General features: G+C 38.0%; 12 protein-coding genes. 5 read left to right on the top strand and 7 right to left on the bottom strand.

Annotated elements, in window-relative coordinates; genetic code table 11:
• Positions 1-38: 38 nt before the first annotated feature.
• Both HZR84_07095 and HZR84_07090 read right to left on the bottom strand, forming a co-directional pair.
• Positions 39-1,409, bottom strand: coding sequence for a M28 family peptidase (locus HZR84_07095; GenBank protein ID QNL21712.1), 1,371 nt, complete (start codon positions 1,407-1,409; stop codon positions 39-41).
• Positions 1,410-1,411: 2 nt separating this feature from the next.
• The gene (locus tag HZR84_07090; protein QNL21711.1) at positions 1,412-1,795 is read right to left on the bottom strand and encodes a nucleoside triphosphate pyrophosphohydrolase family protein; all 384 of its coding nucleotides are present in this window, start codon (positions 1,793-1,795) and stop codon (positions 1,412-1,414) included.
• 30 nt (positions 1,796-1,825) lie between these two features.
• Here HZR84_07090 and HZR84_07085 point away from each other — a divergent pair, with 30 nt between their 5' ends.
• Entirely contained in the window at positions 1,826-2,368 is a 543-nt protein-coding gene (locus tag HZR84_07085; GenBank protein ID QNL21710.1) for a DinB family protein, read from the top strand.
• A gap of 307 nt (positions 2,369-2,675) precedes the next feature.
• Here the strand turns inward: HZR84_07085 and HZR84_07080 are convergent, their stop codons facing one another.
• Entirely contained in the window at positions 2,676-4,097 is a 1,422-nt protein-coding gene (locus tag HZR84_07080) for a hypothetical protein (GenBank protein QNL21709.1), read from the bottom strand.
• 29 nt (positions 4,098-4,126) lie between these two features.
• On the bottom strand, positions 4,127-5,200 hold the full coding sequence (prfA, locus tag HZR84_07075) for a peptide chain release factor 1 (protein ID QNL21708.1): 1,074 nt from the start codon (positions 5,198-5,200) through the stop codon (positions 4,127-4,129).
• Positions 5,201-5,299: 99 nt separating this feature from the next.
• On the opposite strand from prfA, the gene HZR84_07070 reads away from it, so the two are divergent.
• Together HZR84_07070 and HZR84_07065 are read left to right on the top strand one after the other, a co-directional pair.
• Positions 5,300-5,950: a DUF3365 domain-containing protein gene (locus tag HZR84_07070; protein ID QNL21707.1), complete on the top strand. Its 651-nt coding sequence runs from the start codon at positions 5,300-5,302 to the stop codon at positions 5,948-5,950.
• The gene (locus tag HZR84_07065; protein QNL21706.1) at positions 5,947-7,197 is read left to right on the top strand and encodes a Zn-dependent exopeptidase M28; all 1,251 of its coding nucleotides are present in this window, start codon (positions 5,947-5,949) and stop codon (positions 7,195-7,197) included. The genes HZR84_07070 and HZR84_07065 overlap by 4 nt, the downstream gene beginning before the upstream one ends.
• Here the strand turns inward: HZR84_07065 and HZR84_07060 are convergent.
• Entirely contained in the window at positions 7,194-8,069 is an 876-nt protein-coding gene (locus HZR84_07060; protein QNL21705.1) for a YicC family protein, read from the bottom strand. The two genes, HZR84_07065 and HZR84_07060, sit on opposite strands and share 4 nt — an antisense overlap.
• A 65-nt stretch (positions 8,070-8,134) precedes the next feature.
• Between HZR84_07060 and purQ the strand changes: the two genes are divergently transcribed.
• On the top strand, positions 8,135-8,827 hold the full coding sequence (purQ, locus tag HZR84_07055; protein QNL21704.1) for a phosphoribosylformylglycinamidine synthase subunit PurQ: 693 nt from the start codon (positions 8,135-8,137) through the stop codon (positions 8,825-8,827).
• Here the strand turns inward: purQ and HZR84_07050 are convergent.
• Positions 8,824-12,024: a PD40 domain-containing protein gene (locus HZR84_07050; protein QNL21703.1), complete on the bottom strand. Its 3,201-nt coding sequence runs from the start codon at positions 12,022-12,024 to the stop codon at positions 8,824-8,826. The two genes, purQ and HZR84_07050, sit on opposite strands and share 4 nt — an antisense overlap.
• 17 nt (positions 12,025-12,041) lie before the next feature.
• Positions 12,042-13,091 carry an FAD-binding oxidoreductase gene (locus tag HZR84_07045; protein QNL21702.1) on the bottom strand — a complete coding sequence of 350 codons (1,050 nt, stop codon included), beginning with the start codon at positions 13,089-13,091 and terminating at the stop codon, positions 12,042-12,044.
• 50 nt (positions 13,092-13,141) lie between these two features.
• On the opposite strand from HZR84_07045, the gene HZR84_07040 reads away from it, so the two are divergent.
• Positions 13,142-13,792 carry an MBL fold metallo-hydrolase gene (locus HZR84_07040; GenBank protein ID QNL21701.1) on the top strand — a complete coding sequence of 217 codons (651 nt, stop codon included), beginning with the start codon at positions 13,142-13,144 and terminating at the stop codon, positions 13,790-13,792.
• Positions 13,793-13,797: the final 5 nt, after the last annotated feature.

The following is a 13,797-nucleotide window of genomic DNA, read 5'->3' as shown; positions in this document are numbered from 1 at the left end:
TAAATTGAGTTACGGAAATTATACCATTATGTTCTGAATTAAAGCCCGTGGATATCAATAAGATAGATAAGCGATGCAAGCGCTGCTGAGCCCAATTGGAGCTCTCTTTTGTTGACCGTTTCAAATACATCATTGGCAGAGTGGTGATAATCAAAATAGCGCTGAGAATTAACGCTCAATCCAATTGTAGGCACACCCAATGGTCTAAGAGGGCCAATATCAGCACCACCGCCACCTCTTTTAAATTTGAATATGTCGTAAGGTAAAAATAGCGCCTGCCAGGACTGAAATTTGTCCATTTGCTCTTCCGTACCTGAACAGCCAAAACCCAATGGCCTAAAACCTCCGCCGTCTGATTCCAATGCGGCCACATGTTTCTCATTATTATTTTCTACGATTTCTGCGTATTTTTTTCCACCAGCAAGCCCATTTTCTTCATTCATAAACATCACCGCTCTCAGGCTGTGTTTGGGTTTGATTCCCAGTGCAAGAATATGTCTTAAAGCATCAATGGATTGAACGCTACCTGCGCCGTCATCATGGGCACCCTCTGCCAAATCCCAGGAATCGAGGTGGCCCCCAACAATGATGTATTCGTCGGGAAATTCAGAGCCGTTGATTTGTCCAATTACATTGTAAGAAGGTACAGTATCGGTAATTTCGCAGGTAGATTCCAGGTACATCTGAATATCAGGTTCCTCTTTTAACAGGTTACTCAAATAGTCAGAAGCATTGGTGCTAATGCTAAAGCCGGGAATTTTGGGGAGATTGAGTTTATAGCCCATGCTGCCGGTATGTGGATAATCATCCTGAGAACTGGATAATGCCCTGTTTACGGAAGCTATAGCCCCGTATTTTGCCGCTTCGGATGCGCCGTTCCAGCGGATTCTTCCGGCTTCGCCATAGGCCCGAAAGGTTTGTATGTATCTCGGATTCATAGGAATATTATAAAAGACAATCTTGCCTTCAATTTTTTCTCTTCCCATATCTTCCAATTGTGCAAAATCAGTGATTTCAACTATTTCAGCGCGGATACCCTTATTGCCGGTGCCAATGGAATTTCCAAGTGCCGTAATTTTCAAAGGCTTTTGAGCAAATTTTTTAGAACCGGTTAGGATGCATTTTTCGGGTTTGCCTCTTTCCCATTTGGGCACCATCACTTCCTGAAGAAAGACCGTGTCAAAGCCCAAATCCTCCATTACTTTTTTAGTATAAGCGACGGCTTTTTCGGCATTTTCGCTTCCTGAGAGTCGCGGCCCGATATCCTTGCAAAGCCCTCTTAATATTTCATAGGCCTGCCCATTGACGAGACTTTCATCGAAAATCGCCCTGATTCGCGCCGAATCAGTAATGGCAAAGCCATTAGAAAAAGCCATAATGGCCAGCAAAAAAAGATATAGTTTCTTCATTTCTATTTTTCTAATATTGATTTCAAGTCAGGCGGACTCCAGAGATTCGATTTTAACACTTTGCCATCTTCCCGAAAAATCGGTTTTCCATTTTCATCCAGCTTGCTCATGTTAGAGCGTTGTACCTCGGTAAATAATTCTACAAATTTTTCCTGAAGGCCAAATTCCACAACCGAACCAAATAATACGTATTGCAAGTCTGTCAAAGCATCGGCCACTTCTACTAAATCCCCCTTTTCAAAGGCATCCCTAAACTCTTCCAATTCCTCGCGTATTAATTTATAGCGCAATTCACAACGCTCTTTTTCGGGAATCACCGGCGAATTTTCTACGGGGACCTTAAATGATTTGTGGAATGTAGCCACCATTTCAATATGATCTTTCATCTTTGTAGCGTTTGACAATCGGCAATTTTAATGGAAACGAAACTTAAAAAGAAATTCGAATCAATGGAAATGGATAAAATTGCCATTTTCGATAAAATAAGTTTACTGGATAATGAATTTTTGAATAAGCCTCCCGCAAAAGATAAATGGTCGATTATTCAGATACTGCATCATTTAATTCAAGCTGAAAAAGCCACTTTAAATTATATTAAAAAAAAGACTCAAAGTCCTGAAAAACTTCAAAAAGCCGGACTCATTGAAAAGTTGAAATCATTGGTTTTAAATTACTATTTGAAATCACCAAAGAAATGGAAGGCTCCTGCTGTGGTCAATACTATTCCGGAGCAAGACAATCTGGAAAACACTATTATGATTTACAACAATAATAGAAATGAATGGTACAGCTTTTTAATTCAGATGCCTGATGACTGGGCGCGTAAAAAGATTTTTCGCCATCCGATTACGGGCCGTATGGATATGCATATGACTTTAGATTTTCTCAACCTGCACGCGAAACGGCATTTTAAGCAGATTAATTCAATTATGAATGATCAATTTCGAATTACGAAATAAGTGATTTTTGTTCCTGATATAGACTGACCAATTTAAGTCAGTAAATCTATCAACATAAAAGGTTATTCCCGGCTTCGCGCCGGGATCCCCAGAAATTTTAGATCGACCATTTATTCTAACTTTCAAAGTTGAAGAGATCCCCGCCTACCGGTTTACCTGCCGAAAATCAAGCAATTAACCATAGGCAGGCCGGCCGGATAATATCCGGGGATTACTGCGCTTTTTGAATTTATTCCTGAAGTTTAAATAGATTGACAATCCCTGAACTTGTAGACCGAATTAACCTTTAATTTTTAACTCTTAACTTTTAATCTTCTCTCTCAAAGGCTCCCATATCCGGCATTCCATCATTTCGGGAATTATTATTGAGATCAGGTCCGATTAAGTTCGAGATTTGAATATTGCCCTGGTCTTTGGCAGGTGAAAGAGTATCTAAATTGAAATCGTATTCTCTAAAATCTTTAAAAAGTAAATCATCGGTATTGCCCTGAATGATATTAATGCCGTTTCCAAATGTGTTTATGAGTTCAATATCATTAAGTTTTATAAAATTATAATCCAGATTCAACCCATTGCCCGCTCCCTGGAAGTTAAATCCAAATTCATCATCGAGATCACCCCAGATTATATTATTCTGTATATCGGCCTGAATCGGATTTATTTCTATGCTTGCTCCTGTAGAATCCGGGAAAAAATCGGTCAGAAATAAACCCGCATCTTCACGGTTAAATGCAAAAGAATAATTGGCAATTGTATTGTGATACAGATTGTGAGAGCCACCTAATAATAATGATACAGCGGTTCCACCGCAATTGGTAAATAAATTATTATTAGCGATTAAGTCGCCCCCAAATGAAATGAGGCCATCGCCTGCCATGTTTTTCACGACGGTATTTTCAAGAATTAAATCCGGCCTTTCCGCATCGTAAACACTTCCCAGACGAATGCCAGTCGTGGAATTTTTAATTTCGGCCCAGCGTATAATATTATCTTTTGAGCCGTCGAAAAACCAGATGCCATTGCCAAAATTATTACCCCACTGCCCCGGGATATTGTCAAATTCCTCCTCCAACCTTATACCGCAAAATGTAATTGGGTTTTCAAAAGTACCATTGGCTTCCAGCGTACCAAATACCAGAATACTTGATGCATTATCGAGATAAATCTTAGTTCCTGCCTCGATTGTGAGTTTGCAATTTTCGGGTACTCCTACAGATCGAACGATCACTATTGGTTTTTCATTGGTCCAAACAAGATTGCAGTCCAGCAGTGAATCTGTATAAAATATGGCATCCTGACCCCAGCTTTGAAGGGTAATCGCCTGAATATTGCCATTGCTGAAAAACTGAATCTCATCATTGATGATAAAAGGGTTATTAACAGGTTGAGGCGTTGGTAAATCTATATTGACCAACACATAAATTGAATCTTTACCCCTGATTAAAACATCCTTAAATGCCTTTCCTTCTTCACCATTAATGATCAATTGATAAGGGCTACTTTCTCCACCGGCTATTTTTATTTCGGAAACATTGATGGCATTATTATTTCGATTATAAACACGGACGCGCTTTGTGATATTTCGGATTTCTGTAAAAACCGTATCGAAAAGCACAGAATCCTCAGAAAACTCCAGCTGCGCACCGGAGTCAGTTGTGACAATTTCCGTTCTGGGTTCGCAAAACCAAAACAGACTGATGATTGAAATAAATAAAAGGCTTTGCCTCATTGCACTGAAACGCATGGATTCTGTTAAAATTATGAAGCGTCTTCTTCGTTCATCTTTTCGGCATTTTCCGCCATGCGCAAGGCTTCAACGAATTCCCCGAGTTCGCCATCCACAACCGCCGGGAGGTTGTAAACCGTTTTACCTATCCGGTGATCGGTGACCCTGCCCTGAGGGTAATTATAAGTTCTGATTTTATCGGATCGGTCACCTGAGCCCACCATTGACTTCCTTTGTGCGCCGACACTTTCATTGTGTTTTTCCATTTCAATGGCATAAAGACGTGCCGCAAGCTCTTTTTTAGCTTTTTCCAGATTCTTTAATTGGGATTTCTGATCCTGACATTGAACCACCAAACCCGTAGGTTCATGGGTTAATCGAACAGCAGAATAGGTGGTATTCACGGATTGTCCGCCAGGTCCTGAAGAACAATAACGATCGATTCTCACATCTCCCATGTTCAAATTTACCTCTACCTCATCCATTTCCGGCAATACCACCACCGAAGCGGCGGATGTATGCACTCGACCTTGAGTCTCTGTTTGCGGGACGCGTTGCACACGATGAACCCCCGATTCAAATTTTAGATGTGCAAATACATCCTCTCCGGAAATATTGGCCACCAAACGACTATATCCACCGGCATCGCCTTCATTAAAATCGCTCAGTTCTACTCTCCATCCTTGTTTTTCAGCATAGCGTTGATACATTCTGAAAAGGTCTCCTGCAAATATTGCCGATTCATCACCACCTGCTCCCGCGCGAATCTCCATGATAACATCTTTGCCGTCATTGGGGTCTTTTGGAATAAGCATTTGCTTGATTTCCTCCTCCATTTCTTCCTTTTGAGGATTTAATTCATCCAATTCCATTTTCGCCATCTCGCGAAATTCATCGTCTTTTTCTTCCGCAATAATGCGTTTGGATTCTTTAATATTGCTGAGAATCACCTTATATTTTTCATACTTTTCAACGATCTTCTGAAGGTCTTTGTACTCTTTTGAGAGTTCTTTATACCTTTTCATATCCGAGATGACATCCGGGTCTGATATGAGCACGGTTACTTCTTCAAATCTTTCCTTTAAGGATTCCAGTTTTTCCAGCATATGTGGATTTTTTTTAAGTCTGCAAAGATAAACAATGATGAATGAAAAGATTTAGAACATTCGAAGCATGTATTTTGTAATATTGTTAAAAGCGGAATTATGAGACTCTTAATATTTATTTTTTTAAGCCTGATATTATTTTCCTGTTATGATAAGCCGGCCAATACAAGCGATGAGGCATTTAAAGAAGAAATGAAAGAAAGAGAAATAAAAAAGGTCTCCGATGGCGCCATTATTGAAGCGGCCATGCAGCGCGGAAATATAATCGCTGATTCAGCTCAAAAATTACTCGGTTCTTCATTGAAAAAAGCAATCGCAGAAGGCGGTGTCCAATATGCGGTTAAATATTGCAATCTCGCAGCATACCCGATTATGGATTCCATCGAATCCCACTTTGGCGTTGAAGTAAAAAGAGCCACTTTAAAAGTTCGAAACCCTGCTGATAAACCAGATGAGTTGGAAAAACAACTGCTGGAAGCTTACCAATATCAAATTGACATCGATGATAAGTTATCTCCGAATATCCAAAGAGATGGCGAGGAATACCTGCTTTATACAAAGCCGATTACAATTGAAAATGCCCTTTGTCTCAAATGTCATGGCGAAGTAGGAAAATACCTAGATGAAGAGGATTACGCTTTAATCAAAACATTGTACCCTCAGGATAATGCTGTTGGACATCAAATGGGAGATCTTCGAGGTATGTGGAGCATCCGTATTTCCAAAAAAGAAATAATCAAGGATCTGTGAGGATAATTTTTATTCTTTTCCTTTTATCGGGCTTTAGTTCTATTGCACAGGAGTTTAAAGTCGGGCTGTATCTGGATACACTTTGCAGTCCCTATATGGCCGGTAGGGGCTATGTGGATTCCGGGCATTACAGGGCAGCTCAATTTATAGCAAATGAGTTTAAGGAAATCGGACTAATTCCAAATAAAGATTCATATTTTCAAAATTTTTCAATTGATGTCAATACCTTTCCCGGAGAACTTAGCCTTAAAATGAGGCGAAAAGAATTTGTAGAGGGCAAAGATTTTATTCCCAAGTCATTTTCGGGCTCTGACAAAAAAAGAAGAAAAATTGTAAGGCTTGACTCTTTAATTTTTTCAGATAGCACAGCGGCGAAGAATTTTCTAAAGTTGAAATTGAATAATAAAGTTTTGGTTTATTCCAAAGACGATTACTCAAAACTCACAGAGCTTCCTTATGAATATGTTGAAAAAGCTTTTTCATCAATTGCTACAATCGAGTTAAAGGAAAAGCTTACAGCGAGCTTTTCTCAAAAACAATACAGCGGAGTAAGTATCGAAATGCTTGACTCACAATTTGACGATGAAGCAAAGCGCTTGAAATACGAAGTACAGGCCGAGTTCCGGGAAAACCTTCTAACTCAGAATGTAATTGGAATTTTACCTTCAAAAAACAAATCGGATCAATACATATTAATCACTGCACATTACGATCATTTAGGCAAAATGGATCAGGCTTATTTTCCGGGAGCCAATGACAATGCCTCGGGAATAGCGATGATATTGGACCTGGCGAAAAGCTATGTTGAATCGGGAAATGACCTCAATTATAATTTAATGTTTGTAGCCTTTGGTGCCGAAGAAGTCGGTCTTTTGGGCTCTGAGTATTTTGTAAAAAACCCTCCTGTTTCCTTAAAAAATATCCGTTTCGTATTGAATTTAGACTTAATGGGAAACGGTGAAAAAGGCATTACTGTGGTTAACGGGAAAGTTTTTGAGAAGGAAATGGAACTTATGGATTCTATTAATTCAGCGCATAATTATTTGTCCCTTGTTAAAAAAAGAGGAAAGGCAGCCAATTCGGATCATTATCATTTTAGCGAGAGGGGTGTGCCTGCATTTTTTATTTATACTATGGGAGGTGAACCCTGGTATCACGACATTTACGATAGGCCTGAAAAGCTAACTTTGGCCAAATACAATGAACTGATAGCGCTCTTCCAAGATTTTTTTAAAATGTTGGATTAGAGCACGTTCAGACTTTGCTCTTTTATTTTCTCCAGTTCATCTTTCATGCCCACCACAATTTTTTGAAGCTCTGCATCATTGGCCTTGGAACCGATGGTATTAATTTCCCTGCCAATTTCCTGCGAAATAAATTGAAGTCGTTTTCCATTGCTGTCTTTATGGGCCAGAGTACTCTGAAAATAATCAAGATGCGTTTTTAAACGGACTTTTTCTTCACTGATGTCCAATTTTTCCATATAATAAATCAATTCCTGTTCGAAGCGATTTTCATCTACTCTAACCTTATCTTTTAATTCTTCAAGCGCATCCTTTAATTTTTCTGAGAGTCTTTTTCTTCTTTGTGAGTCAAGTGATTCAACCTCCTCAAGTCCACGGTATAGATTATTTAAGGATTCATCAAATTGAGCTTGCAGTGATTTGCCTTCATCCATTCTAAACTGATTGGCTTTTTCAATTGCAGAAACGACATTAGATTTTATCCAGGCCCATAAATTTTCATCGAGCATCTGATCTCCACTTTTGATAACATCGGGCATTTGCATGGCCAGCCGGAACAACTCAGATTTATCTGCATTGTGTTTATCTGCAATGGAAGAAAGTGTATTAAAATATTTATCAAAGAGTTCCTTATCAATTATATCAGAAGCACGATCGAGGTTCTGTACCTGCAATTCTATGCTTAACTGAACTTTACCCCTGCTGAGTTCATCATTGAGCAGTTTCCTTAATTCTGCTTCTTTATCCTGAACTTCTTTGGGAATTCTCAAATTGATATCCATGAACTTGGAATTCAGGCATTTTATATCCACACTGAGTGAATGTCCGTCCTTTTCACTTCTTATAGAACCAAAGCCTGTCATTGATTTTATCATGGAATAATTATTTGCGTTATTTGCCGAATAAATAGCGGTCTCGCAAATATAAATATTCAAGAGCTATGAAATTTGGTGTTGTTGTTTTTCCGGGTTCAAATTGTGATGATGATATGCTTTATCTTCTCGGGAAAAAATTAAAACAGGATGTGGTAAGAATTTGGCATAAAGATACAGACCTTCAGGGCTGTGACTTTATTGTTCTCCCGGGTGGATTCTCCTATGGCGATTATCTGCGTTCTGGAGCCATAGCGCGTTTTTCTCCGGTAATGAATGAAATTATCCGGCATGCTGAAAGGGGAGGCTATGTTATGGGTATTTGCAACGGGTTTCAAATCTTAACAGAAAGCCATTTATTGCCCGGAACGCTATTAAAAAATCTTAACAGAAAATACATCTGCAAAAATATTTACTTAAAAGCATCAAGCAACAGCAATATTGTTACCAGACATCTTGATCAGGCTAAAGCATATACTGTTCCTATCGCACATGGCGATGGACGGTTTTACGCGGATAGTGAATCTCTGAGAAGAATTTGGGACAATGAACAAGTTCTTTTTCAGTATTGCAATGAAAATGCTGAGATCAATGCATCTGTAAACCCCAACGGCTCTTCTGATAATATTGCAGGAATTTGTAATGAGGGAAAAAACGTTTTTGGAATGATGCCACACCCCGAACGATCCTCATATGAGGAATTTGGAAATTCAGACGGAATAAAAGTATTTGAATCTATACTGGATATGGTGCCCGCTTAAAAATCGTAACCTAAGGAGAAGTGCAATACCGGTTTTTGCCTTTTGTAATTCTCAACGCCATAGGCTAAATCAGTTTTTACATAGTAGCCAAGCATAGTTGTATGAATTCCCATTCCATAACTGTATAAGAATGGATTTTGATAATTATTGGTGGTTATTATAAAAGGGTTGGCTTCTTTGATTTCTTTATTCACCGTATTACCCGGATTTAAAGGATTAATCCCAGTCCATGCTGTACCGAAATCTGTAAAACCTGTTAATTGCATATTTCTAAAAAAGCCACTTCCAATAGGTTTATTTGATAAATATTTAAAAATCGGAATTCTGAGTTCTGCATTGGCCAGAAAATACTCATTCCCTCTTACTTTATTCAATGGAAAACCTCTGAGCGTGGTAGCATATTGGGTAAAGAGTAAATCTTCGCGGTTAAAAAAGATTTGATCATCGACATTGGGATCAAGAGGACCTTCTGCCAATTGGTTGTTATTAATGAACCAATTGTCAATTCCTCCCAGTAAGTAATTTTTTGGATTCCTTCCAAAAAAGTTTCCATAGCTGATTCTGGTAGCCAAGGTAATTTCATTGTGAATGGGTTGATAATTTCGGAAATCCAAATAAAAATTACTGAAGTTTTTTTGTTTGGCTTGCCATCCCTGATAATTTCTCAGAGCTATTTTAAAGCGCGTACCCTGTTTCAAATTAATGCTTTTGGTTATTGAATTATCATAAACCAATTCCCAGCGAGCACCCAGGTAATTTGTGATGAAATCACTTGTAGGGAGTACGTAAGTATTTCTATATCTGGTTTGTGTAAAAACGGGTGCTGCTGAAACTCTTAATGCATCATTGATGGGATAGGAAAAATCAACAGAGCCTTCATGTAAATAATAATCGTGGAAATAAGTCAGCGATTCTCTGGAGACGTATCGCAATTTTCGACGATCAAAGCGGGCAGAGATATCAACTCGCGACTTTAGGTATTTGTATTCGGCATAAACATCGTGGCTGTTTAAGTCAAAATAGAGCATTCCTCCAAATTTGAATTTGTGATTTCCAAAAAGGTCGGATAGTCCGTATTCCGCAACTGTTCCCAATCCTCTGAGATTATCGCGAACCAAGGCGAAAATTATATTCTCAGCCCGTATTCTGTTTTGACCTTCAAATGGGCCGATCATCTCCATTTTATCATCCTCACTTTTTTCAAGCTTGGATAATATTCTTTCAATTTCACTCATGGACTGAACCGGTTTTTCGGGCAATCTTTTTTTCTTTTTCTCAGATTCAAAAACGATTTCTTCCAGATTAATTTCTTCTTTATCTATGGCCTCAAATTGCTTTTCAGGTAAAATTCTGTTGATATTGATAAGATTATTGGAGTTGTCAATTTTGCTTTCCTGGTTTAATCTGCCTTCCAGCATCCAATTGTTCCGGTCAGTTTCAATCGATTGAAAATCTCTTTCCAAATCAAGAGATGGCAAATGGTAAACCAATTCTGCGTTTCCGTTTCGCATAATAGCCACCCATTCACCGGTTTGACGATTGTAATCATAACTTTTAATATTTTGCTGATAGTCAGTAAGTTGAATACTTTTACCTGAATTCAAATTAAGTTTATATACATTAAATATACCGTTGATGTCGCTGAGGTAAAGTACTTCACTATCAGAAATGGGAATGGGGTTTTTATTCTGAAAAAATGTTTCTGTTTCCTTGCTTACCCCTTTTGTAGATTCTTCGGGATCATAAATGAATAGATTATAGGTATCATTGATATCAATTTCTTCATTTTTCTTAATTTTTAAAGTATCCGTTGTTCGATTGGATGCAAAAATTAATTTGGAATTAGAGTTCGGAAAAAATTCAGGTTGGATATCGTCAAAATAATCCGCGGTAATTCTTTTTAGATTATTGCTTCGCACATAATAAATGTAAATGTCTGTCATGCCATTTCTTTCAGCACTTAGGAGCAGGCTGGTTCCATCGTCTGAAAAGGAAGCATCACTTATATTACTAAAGATATAGGGTCGATAACGTTTGAGTTTTTTGTCTTCGGTATTGTAAGAAAACCTGTGGAGTTGATTGTTTTTTAGGTCAATAAAAGTCAGGATTTGATTGTTTTGCCATGCTAGAATCGGAATTTCGTAATTAACTCTTCGGTCTTCGTTCTTAAATCCCTTGCGATAAATGCTCTTCTTCTTTCCAGTGATAAGATCTTTAATATAAATCTTGTATTTACCGTGATTATTTTCGGAATAGGCAAGATAATTTCCGTCGGGGCTAAATTTTATATCGTGATAAATGCGGTGCTTGCGATTTTTTCTTCTAAGCGCATATTCTTCTTCAGGCATGTCCGATTTATCAAGCACATTGTAGGCCTGGGCGGCATAATAATTTTTCCACTCATTGATAAGCGCCTGGTAGGGTATACCCAAGGTATTTGATATACTCGATTCAGTATTTTTTAATACCCTTGTCAGATTTAAAATACTGCCGACATTATTTTTACCAAATCTAATGGCAATATAATTCCAAAGCGACTGTCCTACATATTTTGCATCTCTTTCATCAAATTCAGAAGGTTTATTAAACTCATTGGAAATAATTAGGTCACGAACATAATCATCCATTTCAATGCTCCACCCCCGAGATGCGTATTCTGCTGCACCGTCTACAAACCAGGTTGGGAGCGATAACAAATAAGAACTTTGGACCACGTCTTTAAAACTCCCGCCGTACATCATTTCATTGATTAATGTTTTGGCTATTCCAAATTTCAGATCGTATTCGAATTCCTCATTGGTTCCGGGAAACGCAACCTCTATTGATCGATTCACGAGATTGGTTTCTCCCCCGGCTTCGTAATAGGGTATGCTGTAATCAATATTGCTTTGCTTGAGATCGTTTTTGGAATTGTAAATAAAGAGACGGATCCTTGTATAAGGGCTAAAATCAATCAGGTCCGTAATTTTCTTAAATTGACTTTCGGCATAAAGTGTAGCAAATCGCGCATGTCTTTGACCACCGCGGTAATAATAAATCTCAAAGTTTTCAGAAACAAAAACATCCCAATCTACTTTTTTGTAATTCACCCTATTCATGCCAAATATTTCATTGGCATTTTGTGCCTTTACTTCAAAGCCGAAGAAGGCTAGACACAAGGCAACTAAAAGGGTCGATTTGAGTATTTTTTTTATCAAAATTTAAAAAATGGAGCTTAAATTAACGAATTATAGCGGCTAATATTTACCTCAGGAGACAATTCCTTCTTAAATATTATATGTTCCACAAAAGCATTGGCCCAAAATGGCGCTAATGACACTCCCTTGCTGCCTAAACCATTAAAAATCCCAATTTGTTCATTTTTTGGGTGAAGCCCGATAAGCGGCTTTCGGTCCTTAACAGTAGGCCTTATGCCCACGATTGCAGATTTTAATTTGAATTTTTCAGTTGTAATTGCCTTTAATTTGTTCATTAATTCATCTTTACCTTCATCGGTCAAATCTAATTTGGTATTATCTCGGTGATACGTTGACCCAATCCAGAATTCATGATTTTCTCTTGGCAACAAAAACCCGTTTTTATTGTAGATATAATTTGAGCTCAAATTTTTGATTTCAACCGAAAGTATTTCGCCTTTGTTAGGTACAAGCGGCAGATAATCAAAGTAGGGATTCTCCCTGAGTGCAGCTCCTTCACAAAAGATTACCTTTTCAGCATTAATTTCTCCGTATCTGACTCCTTCTTTTGATGTTTGGAGTTTTGCGTGTTCAAATTTTTCCTCGACTATAAAATTATTGTCTTTAAGATAAGTCCTGTAAGCATTAATTAGCATTGAAACATCGAGGTAACCCGATTTTTTTGTTTCAAACAATCCCAATGGAGCCTTTATATTATTTGGGACTTCTATTTTCTCAGTACTGAGAAAATCCTCAATTCCCGGTTTTTCCAGTTGGCCATACCAGTCATTGATTTGCTTTTGCGAATCAAACATTCTCAGTACCGGTTTGAAATGCATTAATTTCTGATTCAATAATATTTCGAGATCCTTGTAAAATGAGGGTAAGAAATCAAATAGTTCTCTTGCCATCCAGGTTTTTTTCATTTGACGTCCTGTAATAGGATTGAATATTCCGGCAGCTGCTTGTGAGGCAGAATGTTCTATACCTCCATCTACAATCACAAAGGATTTGCCGTAATTTTTTAAGGTATTCGATAATACAGTTCCGGCAAGGCCTTGTCCGATTATGAGAAAATCAATATTCAACGGAAATTTGTTTTTGGAATCTTATAAATAGCAATTACTTTTCAAGTTCAATGAAAATCAAAATTAAGGTATTTGTTTTCAATCCTTTTCAGGAAAACACCTATGTCTTATCCGATGATACGAATGAAGCCATCATTATTGATCCGGGCGCTTACGAACCCTTTGAAAAAAAGGAGCTCAAGGATTGGATAGAACAACATGAATTAAAGATTAAATTTATTTACAATACACATTGCCATATTGACCATGTTCTTGGCAACGAATTCTGCAAGGAGCAATTTAAGGCTCCATTAATCATTCCTGAAATGGAAAATCAGATTTATAAAGCAGTTAATACCTATGCAGATAGCTATGGCATCTTCGGCTATCGGGAGGCGGAGGTTGATAATTTTATAAATGAGGATCACATTATTCGTTTTGGTAACACAGAATTGAAAAGCATGTGGATTCCGGGCCATGCACCGGGACATCTTGTATTTTACAATGTTCAGGAAAAGATCTGCATAGGTGGAGATGTCTTGTTTCAGCGGAGTATAGGCAGAACGGACTTACCCGGAGGTGATCACGATACTTTGATCAGCAATATTCGTCAAAAGCTTTTCAAATTAGACGAGGATATGAAGGTATATCCGGGCCATGGCCCCCTAACTACTATTGGTGAAGAAAAAAAACACAATCCTTTTGTAGGCATCCATGCATAATTGGA

Source organism: Hyphobacterium sp. CCMP332 (assembly GCA_014323545.1).
Lineage (GTDB): Bacteria > Bacteroidota > Bacteroidia > Cytophagales > CCMP332 > CCMP332.
This window is presented reverse-complemented; position numbering and strand designations above follow the sequence as displayed.

Bases quoted from the DNA above. Each gene is read 5' to 3' on its own strand.
- HZR84_07095 (QNL21712.1), bottom strand. From the start codon at position 1,409: ATGAAGAAACTATATCTTTTTTTGCTGGCCATTATGGCTTTTTCTAAT.
- HZR84_07090 (QNL21711.1), bottom strand. From the start codon at position 1,795: ATGAAAGATCATATTGAAATGGTGGCTACATTCCACAAATCATTTAAG.
- HZR84_07085 (QNL21710.1), top strand. From the start codon at position 1,826: ATGGAAACGAAACTTAAAAAGAAATTCGAATCAATGGAAATGGATAAA.
- HZR84_07080 (QNL21709.1), bottom strand. From the start codon at position 4,097: ATGAGGCAAAGCCTTTTATTTATTTCAATCATCAGTCTGTTTTGGTTT.
- prfA (QNL21708.1), bottom strand. From the start codon at position 5,200: ATGCTGGAAAAACTGGAATCCTTAAAGGAAAGATTTGAAGAAGTAACC.
- HZR84_07070 (QNL21707.1), top strand. From the start codon at position 5,300: ATGAGACTCTTAATATTTATTTTTTTAAGCCTGATATTATTTTCCTGT.
- HZR84_07060 (QNL21705.1), bottom strand. From the start codon at position 8,069: ATGATAAAATCAATGACAGGCTTTGGTTCTATAAGAAGTGAAAAGGAC.
- purQ (QNL21704.1), top strand. From the start codon at position 8,135: ATGAAATTTGGTGTTGTTGTTTTTCCGGGTTCAAATTGTGATGATGAT.
- HZR84_07040 (QNL21701.1), top strand. From the start codon at position 13,142: ATGAAAATCAAAATTAAGGTATTTGTTTTCAATCCTTTTCAGGAAAAC.